This is a genomic window from Streptomyces sp. NPDC002825 (assembly GCF_040295385.1).
In the GTDB taxonomy this organism is placed as follows: domain Bacteria; phylum Actinomycetota; class Actinomycetes; order Streptomycetales; family Streptomycetaceae; genus Streptomyces.
Genome location: NZ_JBEOVH010000029.1, coordinates 26,468 through 44,796, shown reverse-complemented (window position 1 = coordinate 44,796; position 18,329 = coordinate 26,468). Strand labels below are relative to the sequence as shown.

General features: G+C 71.0%; 16 protein-coding genes. 13 read left to right on the top strand and 3 right to left on the bottom strand.

The window, feature by feature from the left end:
- Window positions 1-59: 59 nt before the first annotated feature.
- Entirely contained in the window at window positions 60-503 is a 444-nt protein-coding gene (locus tag ABT041_RS29880; RefSeq protein ID WP_351190252.1) for an SRPBCC family protein, read from the bottom strand.
- 146 nt (window positions 504-649) lie between these two features.
- On the opposite strand from ABT041_RS29880, the gene ABT041_RS29875 reads away from it, so the two are divergent.
- The 4 genes from ABT041_RS29875 to ABT041_RS29860 all read left to right on the top strand — a co-directional run bounded on the left by ABT041_RS29875 (window position 650) and on the right by ABT041_RS29860 (window position 5,469).
- Window positions 650-1,681 carry an Rv2578c family radical SAM protein gene (locus ABT041_RS29875; protein ID WP_351190250.1) on the top strand — a complete coding sequence of 344 codons (1,032 nt, stop codon included), beginning with the start codon at window positions 650-652 and terminating at the stop codon, window positions 1,679-1,681.
- A gap of 123 nt (window positions 1,682-1,804) precedes the next feature.
- Window positions 1,805-3,433 carry an alpha/beta hydrolase gene (locus ABT041_RS29870; protein ID WP_351190248.1) on the top strand — a complete coding sequence of 543 codons (1,629 nt, stop codon included), beginning with the start codon at window positions 1,805-1,807 and terminating at the stop codon, window positions 3,431-3,433.
- Window positions 3,434-3,512: 79 nt separating this feature from the next.
- Window positions 3,513-3,965 (top strand): RidA family protein, encoded by a 453-nt coding sequence (locus ABT041_RS29865; protein WP_351190246.1) that lies wholly within the window; start codon window positions 3,513-3,515, stop codon window positions 3,963-3,965.
- Between the two features lie 133 nt (window positions 3,966-4,098).
- Window positions 4,099-5,469 (top strand): MFS transporter, encoded by a 1,371-nt coding sequence (locus tag ABT041_RS29860; RefSeq protein ID WP_351190244.1) that lies wholly within the window; start codon window positions 4,099-4,101, stop codon window positions 5,467-5,469.
- Here ABT041_RS29860 and ABT041_RS29855 read toward each other — a convergent pair.
- On the bottom strand, window positions 5,440-6,042 hold the full coding sequence (locus ABT041_RS29855) for a HEAT repeat domain-containing protein (protein ID WP_351190242.1): 603 nt from the start codon (window positions 6,040-6,042) through the stop codon (window positions 5,440-5,442). The two genes, ABT041_RS29860 and ABT041_RS29855, sit on opposite strands and share 30 nt — an antisense overlap.
- A 301-nt stretch (window positions 6,043-6,343) precedes the next feature.
- On the opposite strand from ABT041_RS29855, the gene ABT041_RS29850 reads away from it, so the two are divergent.
- The 9 genes from ABT041_RS29850 to pssA all read left to right on the top strand — a co-directional run bounded on the left by ABT041_RS29850 (window position 6,344) and on the right by pssA (window position 17,240).
- Complete coding sequence (locus ABT041_RS29850; RefSeq protein ID WP_351190240.1) at window positions 6,344-8,125, top strand: 3-hydroxyacyl-CoA dehydrogenase family protein; 1,782 nt, start codon at window positions 6,344-6,346, stop codon at window positions 8,123-8,125.
- 115 nt (window positions 8,126-8,240) lie between these two features.
- Window positions 8,241-9,077 (top strand): TetR family transcriptional regulator, encoded by an 837-nt coding sequence (locus ABT041_RS29845; RefSeq protein WP_351190238.1) that lies wholly within the window; start codon window positions 8,241-8,243, stop codon window positions 9,075-9,077.
- A 405-nt stretch (window positions 9,078-9,482) separates the two neighbouring features.
- A complete protein-coding gene (gene ccrA, locus ABT041_RS29840) occupies window positions 9,483-10,820 on the top strand; it encodes a crotonyl-CoA carboxylase/reductase (protein ID WP_041132020.1) in 1,338 nt (445 codons plus the stop codon).
- 10 nt (window positions 10,821-10,830) lie between these two features.
- Window positions 10,831-12,867, top strand: coding sequence for an ethylmalonyl-CoA mutase (locus ABT041_RS29835; RefSeq protein ID WP_351190236.1), 2,037 nt, complete (start codon window positions 10,831-10,833; stop codon window positions 12,865-12,867).
- The gene (locus ABT041_RS29830; RefSeq protein WP_015037486.1) at window positions 12,864-13,829 is read left to right on the top strand and encodes an HpcH/HpaI aldolase/citrate lyase family protein; all 966 of its coding nucleotides are present in this window, start codon (window positions 12,864-12,866) and stop codon (window positions 13,827-13,829) included. The genes ABT041_RS29835 and ABT041_RS29830 overlap by 4 nt, the downstream gene beginning before the upstream one ends.
- Before the next feature lie 5 nt (window positions 13,830-13,834).
- Entirely contained in the window at window positions 13,835-14,347 is a 513-nt protein-coding gene (locus ABT041_RS29825) for a MaoC family dehydratase (RefSeq protein ID WP_015656728.1), read from the top strand.
- A 2-nt stretch (window positions 14,348-14,349) separates the two neighbouring features.
- Window positions 14,350-15,555 carry an acyl-CoA dehydrogenase family protein gene (locus ABT041_RS29820; protein WP_017236794.1) on the top strand — a complete coding sequence of 402 codons (1,206 nt, stop codon included), beginning with the start codon at window positions 14,350-14,352 and terminating at the stop codon, window positions 15,553-15,555.
- 169 nt (window positions 15,556-15,724) lie between these two features.
- Entirely contained in the window at window positions 15,725-16,381 is a 657-nt protein-coding gene (locus tag ABT041_RS29815) for a phosphatidylserine decarboxylase (RefSeq protein WP_351190232.1), read from the top strand.
- Window positions 16,374-17,240: a CDP-diacylglycerol--serine O-phosphatidyltransferase gene (pssA, locus tag ABT041_RS29810; RefSeq protein WP_351190376.1), complete on the top strand. Its 867-nt coding sequence runs from the start codon at window positions 16,374-16,376 to the stop codon at window positions 17,238-17,240. Before ABT041_RS29815 ends, pssA begins: the two co-directional genes overlap by 8 nt.
- 65 nt (window positions 17,241-17,305) lie before the next feature.
- Here pssA and ABT041_RS39125 read toward each other — a convergent pair whose 3' ends face one another.
- Window positions 17,306-18,304: a GNAT family N-acetyltransferase gene (locus tag ABT041_RS39125; protein ID WP_502976622.1), complete on the bottom strand. Its 999-nt coding sequence runs from the start codon at window positions 18,302-18,304 to the stop codon at window positions 17,306-17,308.
- Window positions 18,305-18,329: the final 25 nt, after the last annotated feature.

The following is an 18,329-nucleotide window of genomic DNA, read 5'->3' as shown; positions in this document are numbered from 1 at the left end:
CGGTTGCGCGGGTACGGGGGGTGCGGGCGATCCACTCGAATCGGTGAACGCTCCGGGCGTTACTTCTCGACCTCGTCCGCCAGCTTGGCGAGGAGGGCGTCGTAGATGCGGCCGAGCCCCTTGGGCGCGAAGGTCTTCTCGAAGAAGCCGCCGATGCCGCCGGCGCCGTTCCAGACCGTGGTGACGACGGCGCGGGACTTGCCCTCACCGGCGGGGGTCACGGTCCAGGTGGTGACCATGGAGGAGTTGCGGTCCTTCTCGACGAGCTGCCCGTCGGTGGGCTCGGTGACCTCCAGGAGGCAGTCGCGGACGCGCTTGCTGGTGGCCTGGAGCTTCCAGTGGACGAGGGTGCCCTCGCCGTCGCCGCCCTCGCGCACCTCGTACTCGCTGAAGTGCTCGGGGAGCACCTTCGCGCGCGTACCGCTGTAGTCGGCCAGCGCGTCGAACACCGTCTCCGCGTCGGCGGCGATGATCCGTTCGGTGGTGGCTTCGACCTGCGCCATGGACTTCCTCCAGCTTGTGGTTCCTCAGGGGTGTGGGCCAAGCGAACCACGTGGGCTCCGGCGGGCGAAATCCGGGTTGCAACGATCAAGGGAACAGGTGTTCTATTCTGAGCGTACGGCCGAGGCAGAGCACCGAGGAGGCGTCCATGCGCTGGGACAATCTGGGCGACACCCCCGCCGCCCCCGCCGACATCGCCCTGTTCGGCACGGACGCGGTCACGACCCGCACCTTCGACACCCCCGAGTTCCGCGGAATCACCTTCCACGAGGTCCGGGCCCGCTCGATCCTGAACCGGGTGCCCGGGGCGTCGCGGATGCCGTTCGAATGGACGGTCAACCCGTACCGGGGCTGCACGCACGCGTGTGTCTACTGTTTCGCGAGGAAGACCCACAGCTATCTCGACCTCGACACCGGCCTCGGCTTCGACTCCCAGATCGTCGTCAAGATCAACGCCCCTGAGCTGCTCGCCCGGCAGCTGGCCTCCGCGCGCTGGCAGGGCGCGCACATCGCCATGGGCACCAATGTCGACTGCTACCAGCGCGCGGAGGGCCGCTACCGGCTGATGCCGGGCATCCTCACGGCGCTGCGGGACCGGGCCAACCCCTTCTCGATCCTCACGAAGGGCACCCTGATCCTGCGCGATCTGGAGCTCCTCACCGAGGCCGCCCGGGTCACCGAGGTCGGCATCTCCGTCTCCGTCGGCTTCACCGACCAGGAGCTCTGGCGGACGATCGAGCCCGGCACCCCCTCGCCGCAGCGGCGCCTCGACGTCGTCCGCACGCTCGGCGAGCACGGCATCGACTGCGGGGTCCTGATGGCGCCCGTGGTGCCCTTCCTCGGCGACCGGCCCGAGCAGCTGCGCGCGACGGTCCGCGCCATCGCCGAGGCCGGCGCGAGCTCCGTCACCCCGCTCGTGCTGCACCTGCGGCCGGGAGCCCGGGAGTGGTTCATGGCCTGGCTGCGCGAGCACCACCCGGACCTGGTGCGGCGGTACGAGCGGATGTACGCGGACGGGGCCTACGCGCCGACCTGGTACCAGCGCCGGATCACCCGTCAGGTGCACGAGCTGGCGGCCGAGTTCGGCATCGGGCCCGCCCGGCGGGGCGCGGCACGCCGGATCCCCGTACCCGAGGAGCCCTCCCTGGCCGGCGCGCCCGAGCAGCTCACGCTCCTCTGAGACGCCCCGAGCCCGGGCCGATCATCCGACCGGTCAGCTGACACGCCGTCGGATCGCACTCCGTTCGGGTCAACTCTCGGCGAAACAGGTCCCCTCGGTGCCGGTTCGGGACACAAACGCCCTATGACCCCACGCGCAGGAATGCTGATCGCCGCAGGAGCGCTGGTCGCCGGGACGGTCACCGTCCTGCCCGCCGCCCCCGCGGGCGCCGGTGAACCGACCCCCCGACCGCTCCCCTTGCTCGCCTGGACGGACTGCGCCACGCAGGCGTACCCCAGGCTCCAGTGCGCCACCCTCAAGGTGCCGCTCAACCACGACGACCCGGCCGGGCGGAAGATCGCCCTCGCCCTCACCCGGGTCCCGCACACGGCCAGGACCTTCCAGGGCCCGCTGCTCGTGAACCCGGGCGGGCCCGGCGGCAGCGGCCGCGGCATGGCCGGGTACGTGGCGGCCTCGCTGCCCGCCAAGCTGGCCGCCGAGTACGACGTGATCGGCTTCGACCCGCGCGGGGTCGGCAGGAGCGAGCCCGCGCTCGACTGCAAGCCCGGCCACTTCGCGCCGGTGCGCGCGGACTCGGTGCCGAAGGGCGCCGCGGCCGAGCGGGCGGCGATCGAGCGGGCCCAGTCCTTCGCCGACGCCTGCGGCGAGAAGTACGCGGACGTGCTGCCGTACATCGACACCGTGAGCACCGCCCGGGACCTGGACGCGATCCGCGCCGCGCTCGGCGCTCCGAAGATCAACTACCTCGGCTACTCGTACGGCACCTACCTGGGCTCCGTGTACGCGCGCCTGTACCCGGACCGGGTGCGGCGGATGGCTCTCGACTCCGTCGTGAACCCGCACGGCGTCTGGTACGAGGACAACATCGCCCAGGACTACGCCTTCGACACCCGTCACAAGGACTTCATGGCCTGGGTGGCCCGGCAGAACGCCGTGTACAAGCTGGGCACCGACCCGGCGGCGGTCGAGGCCGCCTGGTACCGGATGCGGGACGCGCTGCGCGAGACGCCGGCCGGCGGCAAGGTCGGACCGGGCGAGCTGGAGGACACCTTCCTGCCCGGCGGGTACTACAACGGCTACTGGCCGCGCCTCGCGACCGCCTTCGCGGCGTACGTCAACGACGCGGACCCGGAGCCGCTGAAGGAGGCGTACGAGCGGTACGGAGAGGCCGACGCGGCCGCCGACAACGGCTACTCGGTCTACACGAGCGTGCAGTGCCGGGACGCGGCCTGGCCCCGTGACTGGAGCGTGTGGCGCAAGGACAGCTGGGACGTGCACGCGAAGGCGCCGTTCTCGACCTGGAACAACGCCTGGTACAACGCGCCCTGCGCCTTCTGGCCCGTGGACTCCCTGACCCCGCCGGACGTCACCAACGACCAGGTGCCGCCGGTCCTGATCCTCCAGGCCACGGACGACGCGGCGACGCCGTACGAGGGCGGGGTGGCCCTGCACCGGCTGGTCCACGGCTCCAGCCTGGTCGTCGAGGAGGGCGGCGGGAACCACGGGGTGACCCTCGGCGGGAACGACTGCCTCGACGAGCACCTGTTCGCCTACCTCGCCACGGGCAAGGTCCCGCGCGGTGAGGGCGACGCCGAGGTGGACGCGGTCTGCGCCGCGCTCCCCGAGCCCGAGCCGGAGCCGGTCACCGCGGCCGCGCCGACGGCCCCGGAGAAGTCCGGCAAGCGGGCGGGCGCCGTCCGCGCGGAACCGGCGGGCATCGCCCTCCACGGCCTCCTGGGCCACGTCCGCTGACGCCCTCCCGAACCCCACGGTGCCCGCGTCCCGCAAGGGGTCGCGGGCACTGTCAGTGGCGTGCGCGAAGATGTGGGGCATGACGAGCCACCTCACCCACGTGCCCGCGCCCGACGGCCTCGCGCCCAGCCCCCAGTACAGCCACGTCGTGTGGGGCACGGGACGGTTCGTCGCGATATCCGGGCAGTGCGCCCTCGACGCCTCCGGGGCCGTGGTCGGGGAGGGCGACGCGGCGGCCCAGGCCCACCAGGTCTTCGCCAACCTGGAGCGCTGCCTCGCGGCGGCCGGCGCGGGCTTCGGGGACGTCGTGAAGCTGACGTACTTCGTCACGGACGTGGCCCACCTCCCCGCCGTGCGGGACGCCCGGGACGCCCACTTCGCGGGCGCGCCCCTGCCGGCGAGCTCGGCGGTCCAGGTCTCCGCGCTCGTCCGGCCCGAACTGCTCGTGGAGATCGAGGCCTTCGCCCTGGTCCCGGAGCAGGCCGGAGCGGCACCCGCCGAGGCCGGGGCGGAGCTCCGTTTGCTACGTTGACGCGCATGTTCCTCTTCCGTGCGTAGGAGTCGGCGATCCGACGACCGTGCCCAGCCGGGCGCGGTGTCCCGCCGTCCCCGCACGCCCCGGCGCCGCAGGCCCTCGCCCGGCGCCCTCTCCGAGGAACTCCGTCATGTCCGTGACCTCCCCTGCCCACGCCCCCGTGCCCGGTTACGCGGCGGTGCTGCGCACCCCGTACGTCCGCCGCACCTTCGGCTCGGCCCTCATCGGGCGGCTGTCCTACGGCACCGCCCCGCTCTCCCTGATCCTCTCCGTCAAGGCCGGTACCGGCTCGTACGCCGCCGCCGGCACGGCCATGGCCGCGTTCGGGCTGACCGGTGTCCTGCTGTCGCCCGTGCGGGCGGGACTCGTCGACCGCTTCGGGCCGCGCCGCGCCCTGATCCCGCTGGCCGCCGCGTACGCGCTGCTGCTCCTCGCGCTCGCCGCGGCGACGGCCCGGCCCGCGACCCCGGCGCTCGCTCTGGTGCTCCTGGCCTCCTGCGCGGGGGCTCTGACTCCGCCGCTCGGTCCGGTGACGCGGGCGCTGTTCAGCGCGCTGCTCCCCGACCGGGACCTGCTGCGGCGCGCGTACAGCCTGGACACGGTGGCGGAGGAACTCCTCTTCGTCACGGGCCCGTTGCTGGTGGGACTCCTTGTGCGGTACGCGTCGGCGCCGGCCGGGCTCGCGGTGAGCGCCGGGCTCGTCCTGACCGGCACGCTCGCGCTCGTCACCTCGCCGGCGGTACGGAGCGGGGCCGGGGAGCGGGAGGCCGGAGCGCCGGAGAAGGCGGCGGCACGACCGGGCGCCCCCGGTGCGGGGCTGCTCGGGGCGGCGGTCGTGGCGGCCGCGGTCGGCATGTGCCTGGGCGCCGTCGAACTGCTGGTGATCGCGTTCGCCGACGCGCACCACCGGCCGGGGGCGGTGCCGTGGGCCATGGCCGCCCTCTCGGCGGGCAGCGCGGTCGGCGGTCTCGTGTACGGCGCGGTGCGCTGGCCGGGATCCACCGGCACGCGCCTGTCGGCGCTCGCCCTCTGTCTCGGTGCGGTCCTCGGGGTGGCGGGGCTCTCCCCGCATCCGTACGCGCTGACCGGGTGGGTGACGCTCGGCGGTCTGTTCCTGGCACCGGCGATCACGAGCGCCTATCTCCTCGCCGACGAGTCCGTGGACCCGGGCCAGCGCACCCGGGCGGGAGCCTGGGTCAACACCGCCTTCAACGCGGGCACGACGGCGGCGACGGCCGGCGCGGGTCTCCTGGTGGGCCGGCTGCCGCTGTCCGTGTGCTTCGCCGTGGCGGCGCTCCCGGCCGTCCTCGCGGCGGCCGGCACGCTGATCCCGTCGGGAGTCCGTCGACGGCGTCCGGACTCGGCGATCCCGGACGGAGCCCGTCCGCGCCCGGAGCCGACGATCCCGGACGGAGCCAGTCGGCGGCGCCCGGACTCGGCGATCCCGGACGGAGCCCGTCCGCGTCCGGAGTCAGCGGCCGGGGTCCAGCCGGGTCAGTGACCGGCGGGCCTCGGCGCCGAGGCGGGGGTGCGGAAGAGCCGCCTCCAAGGCCGGACGCGCCCTGGCGTCGCCCAGCGCGCCGAGGCCCTCGACGCAGGCGAGGCCGACGCGCCAGTGGGGGTCGTCGGTCCGAAGTCGCCGTCCGAGGACGGTGATCAGGGCCGGGACCGACTCGGGGGCGCGGAGCTCGGCGAGCAGCCGGACCGGCAGGAGCGCGTAGGCGACCCGGAGTTCGTTGGTGGCGAGGGCGGCCGCCGCGCGCGCGGTGCGCGGGTCGCCCAGCCGGACCAGGGCGTGGGCGGCGGTGACGCAGCGCTCCGGGTCGCGGTGGTTGAGAAGGAGGACGAGGGCCTCGAAGGCACGCGGGTCGCCGCCGACGCCGAGGACGTAGGCGGCGATCTCCCGCGCCCAGAGCGGCTGCCCGGAAGCGGTGAGGACGCGGTGCAGTTCCTCGCGATCGCGCGTCGCGGCGAGTTCCGTGAATGCCTCCGGGACTTCTCCGGTGTCATTCTCGATCTCGTCCCGCAATCGATCGATCATCGAGCAGAATTCCGGGTCCTCGGAGATTTCCATGAATCCGACCCTATCCGCGATCCAGATCACACTTTCCCAACTTCCCGGGACTGGCGCGCTCGTTACCGGCCGGTTAGTCTCAGGTGAGCGGGCACCCCCCGCACTTCGCACGACGGCCTGGTGACGCAGCCGTTGTGTTCGCTTGTCGGTTCGGCAGTTTCGACGTGGCTCCGGGACAGAGTCCGTCGCTCCTTTTCCAGGGCACGGCCCTCTTTTTCCGGGCATCGCCCTCGCTCTTTCCCGCGCCCCTTTCGCGTGCGCGCACTGCCCTCAGTCGTCACTCTTCCTCTGGAGTCCCCTGATGGACACCCCTCTCTCCACCATCGCCGTCGTCGGTCTCGGCACCATGGGCTCGGGCATCGCCGACGTCCTCGCCCGGTCCGGCCGCGAGGTCATCGGCATCGACATCAGCGACACCGCCGCCGCCCAGGCCGTCGCCGCCCTGGAGGCGTCCACCGCCCGTGCGGTGGCCCGCGAGCGGATCACCGAGGAGGAGCGGCAGGACGTCCTCGCCCGCTTCCGTACCTTCTCCGACCTCCAGGCGGCCGCCGAGGCCGACCTCGTGATCGAGGTCGTGCCCGAGTCGTACGAGGCGAAGCAGGAGGTCTTCCGGGCCCTGGACGGGATCGTCCGGCCCGACGCGATCCTGGCCACCGGCACCAACGCGCTCTCCGTGACCCGGCTCGCCGCCGACTCGGCGCACCCCGAGCGGGTCCTGGGCCTGCACTTCTTCGCCCCGGTCCAGGCCATGAAGCTGGTCGAGGTCGTCTCCTCCGTGCTGACCGACCCGCGCGCCGTGGACGCCGTGACCCGCCTCGCGCAGGACCTCGGCAAGGAGCCGGTGGCGGTCGGCGACCGGGCCGGTTTCATCGCGGACGGGCTGCTCTTCGGCTACCTCAACCAGGCCGCCGCCATGTACGAGGCCAAGTACGCCTCCCGCGAGGACATCGACGCGGCCATGAAGCTGGGCTGCGGCCTGCCGATGGGCCCGCTGGCGCTGCTCGACCTGATCGGCGTCGACACCGCCCGTACGGTCCTGGAGGCCATGTACGCGGCCTCGCACGACCGGCTGCACGCCCCCGCCCCGATCCTCAAGCAGCTCAGCGAGGCCGGTCTGACCGGCCGCAAGGCGGGCCGCGGCTTCTACACGTACGCGGCGCCGGGCTCCGGGGAGGTCGTGCGCGACGCGCTGACCCCGCTCACCTCCGCCGGGACGGGCACCGGCCGCGAGGTCCGCTCGGTGGGCGTCGCCGGCTCGGGCACGATGGCCTCCGGCATCGCCGAGGTCTTCGCCAAGGCCGGGTACGCGGTCGTGCTGGCCGCCCGCTCCCAGGAGAAGGCGGACACCGCCAAGGCGCGGATCGCCAAGTCCCTGGCCCGCTCGGTCGACAAGGGCCGGATGACGGGCGAGGCCCGTGACGAGACGCTGGCCCTGATCACCCCGGCCGGTTCGCTCGACGCCTTCGCCGAGGTCGACCTGGCCGTCGAGGCGGTCGCCGAGGACCTGGAGATCAAGCAGGAGCTGTTCGCGCGGCTCGACAAGATCTGCAAGCCGGGCGCGGTGCTCGCCACCACGACCTCCTCGCTGCCCGTCATCGCCTGCGCCCGGGCCACCACGCGCCCGCAGGACGTCATCGGGATGCACTTCTTCAACCCGGCGCCGGCCATGAAGCTCGTCGAGATCGTCCGTACGGTCCTGACCGGCGACGACGTCCACGCCACGGTCCGCGAGGTCACGGCGAAGATCAGGAAGCACCCGGTGGACTGCGGCGACCGCGCCGGGTTCATCGTGAACGCGCTGCTCTTCCCGTACCTGAACAACGCGATCAAGATGGTCCAGGAGCACTACGCGTCCCTGGACGACATCGACGCGGCGATGAAGCTGGGCGGCGGCTACCCGATGGGCCCGTTCGAGCTGCTCGACGTGGTCGGCCTGGACGTCTCGCTGGCGATCGAGCAGGTGCTGCACCGCGAGTTCCGCGACCCGGGCCTGGCCCCCGCGCCGCTCCTCGAGCACCTGGTGGCGGCGGGCTGCCTCGGCCGCAAGACGGGTCGCGGCTTCCGCGAATATGCCCGACGCTGAGCCCCGTACCGCCGGCTGGGGCGGTCTGCTGAGTCCCCCGGGCACCGCCGGTGCCCCGGGGGTCTCCCCGCCCCCACCTGGGCACACTCCCACTCCGATGCAGTACGTTCGGACCATGCCCAAGGCCGCGAAGACACCCCGTGCCACGTCCCCGTCCGACGCTCCGGAGAGCACGGCGGGCACGCGTGCCGCCGCACAACGGCTCAAGATGCGCCGGGAGCTCGCCGCCGCGGCGATGGAGCTCTTCGCGACCAAGGGGTACGAGGCGACGACCGTCGACGAGATCGCGGCCACGGCCGGGGTCGCGCGGCGGACGTTCTTCCGGCACTTCCGGTCCAAGGAAGAGGCGATCTTCCCCGACCACGACGACACCCTCGTGCGGGCGGAGGCGGTGCTGAACGCGGCCCCGCCGCACGAGCACCCGCTCGACACGGTGTGCCGGGGCATCAAGGAAGTCATGAAGATGTACGCGGGGTCCCCCGCGGTCTCCGTGGAGCGCTACCGGCTCACCCGTGAGGTGCCGACCCTGCGGGAGCGGGAGATCGCCTCGGTGGCCCGCTACGAGCGGCTCTTCACCCGCTATCTGCTCGGGCACTTCGACGAGCGGGACCATCACGACGGCAACGACGACCCGCTGCTCGCCGAGGTGGCCGCGTCGGCCGTCGTCACCGCCCACAACCACGTACTGCGCCGCTGGCTGCGGGCGGGCGGCGAGGGAGACGTGGAGGCCCAGCTCGACCACGCCTTCGCGATCGTCCGGGAGACCTTCGGCACCGGCATAGGCGCCCGCCCGGCGCCCGCCGGGAGCACCGCGGCCGCCGAGCCGGCGCCGGAGCAGCCGGTCGCCGCGACCGCGTCCACGACGGGCGACGTCGTGGTCGCCGTGGCGCGTACGGACGCTCCGCTCGACGAGGTCATGCGGACCATCCAGCAGGCGCTCACGAAGTCCTGAGCACCGCTCCACGAGGAGGGCCGTCCCCGGTTTCCGGGGGCGGCCCTCCTTGCGTTCCCGCAGCTCACGGGCCATTTCGATCGATCATCGCTCATCCGTGACGGGCAGATTGCATCTGAGTGAAATTGTTGGCACGCAGTGCCTTGTCAGGTGACACGGCGTGCCATACGTTGATGTTGTCCGGGCGGCCGGCGCGCAGAGAACACACCTCGCGCGCCGGCTGTCCCCACCAACCGACGGTTGGTGCGCCCGGACGCCTGCGTCACAGGCACCCTCGCGCTCCACCACACAGCGCCGCCACCGCACCACCCAGCCGAACCGACGGCACACCTCCACAGCAGCAGCACTTCCCGTCGTAACCCCCTGGCGTCCCTCCCTCAGGACGCTCACCGCCGGAGGCAACCCGTGAAGGAAATCCTGGACGCGATCCAGTCGCCGGACTCCACGTCCGCCGACTTCGCGAACATCAAGCTCCCCGAGTCGTACCGGGCCGTCACCGTCCACAAGGACGAGGCCGAGATGTTCGCCGGCGTCGCCAGCCGCGACAAGGACCCGCGCAAGTCGCTCCACCTCGACGACGTCAAGCTCCCCGAGCTCGGCCCGGGCGAGGCCCTCGTGGCCGTCATGGCGAGCTCCGTGAACTACAACTCGGTCTGGACCTCGATCTTCGAGCCGGTCTCGACCTTCGGCTTCCTGGAGCGCTACGGCCGGCTCTCCGAGCTCACCAAGCGCCACGACCTGCCGTACCACGTCATCGGCTCCGACCTCGCGGGCGTCGTGCTGCGCACCGGCCCGGGCGTCAACTCCTGGAAGCCCGGCGACGAGGTCGTCGCGCACTGCCTCTCGGTCGAGCTGGAGTCCTCCGACGGCCACAACGACACGATGCTCGACCCCGAGCAGCGCATCTGGGGCTTCGAGACCAACTTCGGCGGCCTCGCCGAGATCGCCCTCGTCAAGTCCAACCAGCTGATGCCGAAGCCCGGCCACCTCAGCTGGGAGGAGGCGGCGGCCCCCGGCCTCGTCAACTCCACCGCCTACCGCCAGCTGGTCTCCCGCAACGGCGCCGGCATGAAGCAGGGCGACAACGTCCTCATCTGGGGCGCGAGCGGCGGACTCGGCTCGTACGCCACGCAGTTCGCCCTCGCCGGCGGTGCCAACCCGATCTGTGTCGTGTCCTCCCCCGAGAAGGCCGACATCTGCCGGTCCATGGGCGCGGAGGCGGTCATCGACCGCAACGCCGAGGGCTACAAGTTCTGGAAGGACGAGAACACCCAGGACCCGCGCGAGTGGAAGCGCTTCGGCTCCAAGATCCGCGAGCTGACCGGCGGCGAGGACATCGACATCGTCTTCGAGCACCCGGGCCGCGAGACCTTCGGCGCCTCGGTCTACGTCACCCGCAAGGGCGGCACCATCACCACCTGCGCCTCGACCTCGGGCTACATGCACCAGTACGACAACCGCTACCTGTGGATGTCGCTGAAGCGCATCATCGGCTCGCACTTCGCGAACTACCGCGAGGCCTGGGAGGCCAACCGCCTGATCGCCAAGGGCAAGATCCACCCCACCCTGTCGAAGGTCTACTCCCTGGAGGAGACCGGCCAGGCGGCCTACGACGTCCACCGCAACCTCCACCAGGGCAAGGTCGGCGTCCTCGCCCTCGCCCCGCAGGAGGGCCTGGGCGTCAGCAACCCGGAGCTCCGGGCCCAGCACATCGACGCCATCAACCGCTTCCGGAACATCTGAGGTCCCGAAGATGACTGAGCGCCAGAAGGACCGGCCGTGGCTCATGCGGACGTACGCCGGTCACTCGACCGCCGAGGCGTCCAACGAGCTGTACCGGCGCAACCTCGCCAAGGGTCAGACCGGCCTCTCGGTCGCGTTCGACCTGCCGACGCAGACCGGGTACGACCCCGACCACATCCTCGCCCGCGGCGAGGTCGGCCGGGTCGGCGTCCCCGTCTCGCACCTCGGTGACATGCGCCGGCTGTTCCAGGACATCCCCCTGGAGCAGATGAACACCTCGATGACCATCAACGCCACCGCCATGTGGCTGCTGGCGCTCTATCAGGTGGCCGCCGAGGAGCAGGGTGCGGACATCACCCAGCTCCAGGGCACCACCCAGAACGACATCGTGAAGGAGTACCTGTCGCGCGGGACGCACGTCTTCCCGCCCGGCCCCTCGCTCCGCCTCACGACGGACATGATCGCGTACACGGTCAACCACATCCCGAAGTGGAACCCGATCAACATCTGCAGCTACCACCTGCAGGAGGCCGGGGCCACGCCGGTCCAGGAGATCTCGTACGCGATGGCCACCGCGATCGCCGTCCTCGACTCGGTCCGCGACTCGGGGCAGGTCCCCGAGGAGCGGTTCGGCGAGGTCGTCGCCCGCATCTCCTTCTTCGTGAACGCGGGCGTCCGCTTCATCGAGGAGATGTGCAAGATGCGCGCCTTCGGCCGCATCTGGGACAAGATCACGCTGGAGCGGTACGGCATCGAGAACGCCAAGCAGCGCCGGTTCCGCTACGGCGTCCAGGTCAACTCGCTCGGCCTGACCGAGGCCCAGCCGGAGAACAACGTCCAGCGGATCGTCCTGGAGATGCTGGCCGTCACCCTCTCCAAGGACGCCCGCGCGCGTGCCGTCCAGCTCCCCGCCTGGAACGAGGCCCTGGGCCTCCCCCGGCCCTGGGACCAGCAGTGGTCGCTCCGCATCCAGCAGGTCCTCGCCCACGAGTCCGACCTCCTGGAGTACGACGACATCTTCGCCGGCTCGCACGTCATCGAGGCCAAGGTGGACGCCCTGGTCGAGGAGTGCCTGGCCGAGATCGACCGGATCCAGGAGATGGGCGGCGCGATGGCGGCCGTCGAGTCCGGCTACCTCAAGTCGCAGCTGGTCTCCTCGCACGCCGAGCGGCGCGCCCGGATCGAGGCCGGCGAGGACAAGATCGTCGGCGTCAACATCTTCCAGTCGACCGAGGAGAACCCCCTCACCGCCGACCTGGACACCGCGATCATGACGGTCGACCCGGCCGTCGAGGCCCGGGTCGTCGGCTCGATGAAGACCTGGCGCGACAACCGCTACCAGCCGCCGTTCAACCACCCGCGGCCCTGCAAGGCCCTGGAGCGCCTCAAGGAGGCCGCCAAGGGCACGGAGAACCTCATGGAGGCCACCCTGGAGTGCGCCCGCGCCGGGGTCACCACCGGCGAGTGGGCCGGGGCCCTGCGCGAGGTCTTCGGCGAGTTCCGCGCCCCGACCGGCGTCTCCTCCGCCCCGGTGGCCGTGACGGCCGAGGCGGGCACCCCGCTCGCCCTGGTCCGCGACAAGGTGGCCAGGACCGCCGAGGACCTGAACGTCGGCCGGCTGCGGCTGCTCGTCGGCAAGCCGGGCCTGGACGGGCACTCCAACGGGGCCGAGCAGATCGCCGTACGCGCGCGTGACGCCGGTTTCGAGGTGGTCTACCAGGGCATCCGGCTGACGCCCGAGCAGATCGTCGACGCCGCCCTGGCGGAGGACGTGCACTGTGTGGGCCTGTCGATCCTCTCCGGCTCGCACTCCGCGCTCGTCCCCGACGTCCTCGACCGCCTCCGCGAGGCGGGCGCGACGGACATCCCGGTCATCGTCGGCGGGATCATCCCGAACGCCGACGCCGCAGAACTGAAGCGCGCGGGTGTCGCCGCCGTCTTCACACCGAAGGACTTCGGTATCACGGAGATCATCGGCCGTATCGTCGACGAGATCCGGCAAGCGAACAAGCTCAGCCCCCTGGAAAGTACGGAGGTCCTCGCATGACCAGCCCTGTGAACCGGCTCCGCCCCCGCCGCTCCTGCCTGGCGGTCCCCGGCTCCAACCCGCGCTTCCTCGAGAAGGCCCAGGGGCTCGCCGCCGACCAGGTCTTCCTCGACCTGGAGGACGCGTGCGCCCCGCTGGCCAAGCCCGAGGCCCGGCACACCATCGTGAAGTTCCTGAACGAGGGCGACTGGACCGGCAAGACCCGCGTGGTCCGCGTCAACGACTGGACGACCCACTGGACCTACCGTGACGTCGTCACGGTCGTCGAGGGCGCCGGCCAGAACCTCGACTGCATCATGCTGCCGAAGGTCCAGGACGCCCAGCAGATCGTCGCCCTCGACCTGCTGCTCACCCAGATCGAGAAGACCATGGGCTTCGAGGTCGGCAAGATCGGCATCGAGGCGCAGATCGAGAACGCCCAGGGCCTGACCAACGTCAACGCGATCGCGCAGGCCTCCCAGCGCGTCGAGACGATCATCTTCGGCCCGGCCGACTTCATGGCCTCCATCAACATGAAGTCCCTCGTCGTCGGCGAGCAGCCGCCCGGCTACCCGGCGGACGCGTACCACCACATCCTGATGAGCATCCTGATGGCGGCCCGCGCCAACAACCTCCAGGCGATCGACGGCCCCTACCTGCAGATCCGCAACCAGGAGGGCTACAAGGCGGTCGCGCAGCGCGCCGCGGCCCTGGGCTTCGACGGCAAGTGGGTGCTGCACCCGGACCAGGTCGCCGCCGCGAACGAGATCTTCTCGCCCTCGCAGGAGGACTACGACCACGCCGAGCTGATCCTCGACGCGTACGACTACTACACCTCCGAGGCCGGCGGGAAGAAGGGCTCCGCGATGCTCGGCGACGAGATGATCGACGAGGCCTCCCGCAAGATGGCCCTGGTCATCTCCGGCAAGGGCCGCGCCGCCGGCATGCAGCGCACCAGCAAGTTCGAGATCCCGGAGGCCTGAGTTCCATGCAGTTCGGCCGTACCTACGAAGAGTTCGAAGTCGGCGCCGTCTACAAGCACTGGCCCGGAAAGACGGTCACCGAGTACGACGACCACCTCTTCTGTCTGCTCACCATGAACCACCATCCGCTGCACATGGATGTGAATTACGCCGAGAACACGACGGACTTCGGCAAGAACGTCGTCGTCGGCAACTACATCTACTCGCTGCTGCTCGGCATGTCCGTGCCGGACGTCTCCGGCAAGGCCATCGCCAACCTGGAGATCGAGTCGCTGCGGCACGTGGCGCCGACCTTCCACGGCGACACGATCTACGGCGAGACCACCGTGCTCGACAAGACCCCGTCGAAGTCGAAGAACGACCGCGGCATCGTCTACGTCGAGACCAAGGGCTACAAGCAGGACGGCACCCTCGTGTGCGTCTTCCGCCGCAAGGTGATGGTCCCCACCGAGACGTACATCAAGGAGCGCGGCGGCGAGCAGCCCGGCCGCCCCGAGCTGAAGGAACAGGGGAAGTAGTCATGGCGCGACTCGCCCAGACCCACGGTCTGACCGATGTGCAGCAGGAGATCCTCGCCACGGTCCGGGACTTCGTCGACAAGGAGATCATCCCGGTCGCGACGGAGCTCGAGCACCGCGACGAGTACCCGCAGCAGATCGTCGACGGGCTCAAGGAGCTCGGCGTCTTCGGCCTGATGATCCCCGAGGAGTACGGGGGCCTGGGCGAGTCGCTGCTCACCTACGCGCTGTGCGTGGAGGAGATCGCCCGTGGCTGGATGTCGGTCTCCGGCATCATCAACACGCACTTCATCGTGGCGTACATGCTGAAGCAGCACGGCACCCAGGAGCAGAAGGAGTACTTCCTTCCGCGGATGGCGGCCGGCGAGACGCGCGGCGCCTTCTCCATGTCGGAGCCGGGCCTGGGCTCGGACGTGTCGGCGATCACGTCGAAGGCGGTCAAGGACGGCGACGAGTACGTCCTCAACGGCCAGAAGATGTGGCTGACGAACGGCGGGACGTCAACGCTGGTGGCCGTTCTCGTCCGAAGTGACGAAGGACACCCGGAGGGCACGGCCCCCCACAAGTCGATGACGACCTTCCTCGTCGAGAAGGAGCCCGGCTTCGGAGAGGTCCGCCCGGGCCTCACCATCCCCGGGAAGATCGACAAGATGGGTTACAAGGGCGTCGACACGACCGAACTCATCATGGACGGACTGCGCATTCCGGCCAATCGCGTGCTCGGCGGGGTCACCGGCCGAGGGTTTTACCAAATGATGGACGGCGTCGAGGTCGGCCGCGTGAACGTGGCGGCCCGTGGTTGCGGCGTCGCGCAGCGTGCTTTCGAACTGGGTGTCTCTTATGCCCAGCAACGTCACACTTTCGGCAAGGCGATCGCCCAGCACCAGGCGATTCAGTTCAAGCTGGCCGAGATGGCTACCAAGGTCGAGGCCGCCCATGCCATGATGGTGAATGCAGCACGCAAAAAGGACTCCGGGGAACGAAACGACCTCGAAGCAGGGATGGCGAAGTACCTCGCCTCCGAATACTGCAAGGAGGTCGTCGAGGACGCCTTCCGCATCCACGGCGGTTACGGCTTCTCCAAGGAGTACGAGATCGAGCGTCTCTACCGCGAGGCGCCGATGCTGCTCATCGGTGAAGGTACCGCCGAGATCCAGAAAATGATCATTGGTCGTCGGCTCCTGGAGGAGTACCGGTTCCAGGGCTGATTGTCCTTTTTGAGTCGGTTCGGCCGCGAAGAAGATCACACCCTGTGTTCGTCTTCCGGCCGTCGACTCGGTTCCTGGCTTGCCCAGTTGCGCCCCGCAACCGATAGCATCGCCGGAAAGCCGCCGTCCCCCGTTGCCAGTGCGGCATCATCCGCTACGAAGGTCATCCATGCCCGACAGTCGAACCTCTGCACATCGCGACAGCCTCAAGGGCGCACGCATCGCACGCGGAGCATCGCCGTGGCTTCTGCCGACCGTCGCCACCGCGGCACTCAGCCTCGCGCGCTCCCGCAAGTCGAGGCGCGCCGCGGCCATCGCCGTGCCGACCACCGCTCTCGCGGCCGGCATGCTCTGGTTCTTCCGCGACCCCGAGCGTGAGATCGCTCAGGGCCGGGTCATCTCCCCCGCCGACGGTGTGGTGCAGAGCATCATGCCGTGGAAGGACGGACGCACCCGGGTCGCCATCTTCATGAGCCCGCTGAACGTCCACGTCAACCGCGCCCCGCTCGCCGGCACGGTGACGTCCGTGGAGCACGTGCCCGGTGGGTTCGTCCCGGCGTTCAACAAGGAGAGCGAGAACAACGAGCGCGTTGTCTGGCACTTCGACACCGAGCTCGGCGACATCGAGATGGTCCAGATCGCGGGCGCCGTCGCCCGGCGGATCGTGCCGTACATCCCGCAGGGGACGAAGGTCGAGCAGGGTGACCGCATCGGTCTGATCCGCTTCGGCTCGCGCGTCGACATCTACCTCCCCGAGGGTGTCGAGGTCGCGGTCGAGGTCGGCCAGCCCACCACAGCGGGGGTGACTCGCATTGACCGTGATTGATCCCGACACACGGGCCGCCGACTGGGTCGCCGACGCCGAGGCGGAGGCGGCCGAAGAGGCCGAGGAGATGCCGCTGTCGCTGAGGCTGTCCATAGCGGACGCCCTCACGCTCGGTAACGCCACGTGCGGCTTCATGGCGGTGTACTTCACCACCACCGGCATCCTCATCCCGCACCTCACCGGCAGCAGCGAGACCGGCATGGCGCGCAACAGCGCCGCCACCGCCGTGATCCTGATGCTCGCCGCGGCGATCTTCGACCTCTTCGACGGCATCGTGGCGCGCAAGCTCCGCAGCTCGCCGATGGGCGCCGAGCTCGACAACCTGTCGGACCTGATCAGCTTCGGTCTGGCCCCGGCCTACTTCGTGCTCGTGTACGGCATGGTCGCGGACGACGCGCAGCAGAAGGTCTCGGCGGTCGCCGCGATCGTGGTGCTGCTGGCAGTGGTCCTGCGACTGGCCCGGTTCTCCTGCGTGACGATGAAGGACGGCATGTTCCAGGGCATGCCGAGCCCCTTCGGCGCGCTGACGGTCGTCTCGATCGTGCTGCTGGAGCTGCCCTTCATCCCGACGCTGCTCGCGATCATCGGAGTGGCGTGGCTGATGGTCAGCCGGGTCGAGTACCCGAAGCCGCGGGGTGTCCTCGCGGTGGCGATGCTCAGCTGGATCGTCGGTGCGATGGCGATGCTGGCGGCGTGGGCGTTCGACGCTCCGGGCGGGGCGTTCCTGCTCCAGACCGGCTGCGCGCTCCAGGTCGTGATGGGCGCCGTGATCCCCCTCTTCGCGACGGCCCGCCGGGTGAACACCTTCCGCGGCAACCGGCGTGAGAGCCGGGAGGCGCGGGCGGCTCAGCTGCCGTAGCGGACAGCGACAGCGTACGAAGGGCCCCGGGAGGCGAACCGCCTCCCGGGGCCCTTTCGCGTGCCCTAGAGCCGCTTGTAGTAGAGCGTGGTGGCGCGCAGCGTGCCGGCGGGGTCGGCGGCGAAGTCCGGGATCGTCCCGGCGGCGGTCCAGCCCGCGCCCCGGTAGAGACGCTCGGCCGGACTGTCGGTCTGGGTGTCCAGGACGAGCAGCCGGAGGCCGGTGGCGGCGGCGTGGGCCTCGGCCGTGGCGAGCAGCCGGCGCCCGAGGCCCCGGCCGCGGGCGGAGCGGTGGACGAGGAGCCGGGCGATCTCGCCGCGGTGCCGGCCGTTGGCGGTGCCGGTACGGACGAGGGTGACGACGCCGCTGAGGCGCCCGTCGGGCGCTCGGGCGGCCCAGACGTCCCGCGCGCCCTCCGCGGCCTCCTCGGCGACGCGGGACCACCACGCGGCCGCCTCGGCGGGCTCCAGGGACGCCAGGAAGCCGACGGAGGCCCCGCCGTCCACGGCGTCCACGAGGAGCTCGGCGAGTCCGGCGGGGGCGTGGGCGCGTACGGCCTCGGGCGACAGCCGCTCGATGACGTCGAGCCGCCGCTCCAGGCAGAGGAGGTCCGGGCGCTCGTCCCAGGAGTCGACGGTCTCGAAGCCGAGGCTCCGGTAGAGGGCGAGCGGCTCCTCCCGCCAGTTCCAGACGGTGAGGCGCACGGCGGGCACGCCGGCGTCCGCGGCCCGCCGCAGGGCCTCGGCCATGAGGGCCTTCGCGACGCCCTTCCTCCGGGCCTCGGGCGCGACCCAGAGCCGCTTGATCTCGGGCGCGCGGCCCTCGCGGGGAGCCTTGAGGACGACACAGCCGACGGGCTCGTCCGCACCGGGCGAGGTGGCGAGCAGAACGGTGTCGGCGGCGAACACGGCGGCGGGGTCCTGGGCCTCGGCACGGTATACGGCCGGGAGCTCGCCGACCGTCGCCACGGACCTGTCCTGCTCGGCCTGGTTGGCCAGGTGGTAGGTGGCGAGGAGGTCGGGGAGGCGGGGGTGGGAGCGGTTCTCCTCGATACGGATGGTCATGGACGGAGCTTCACACTGCCGTGTT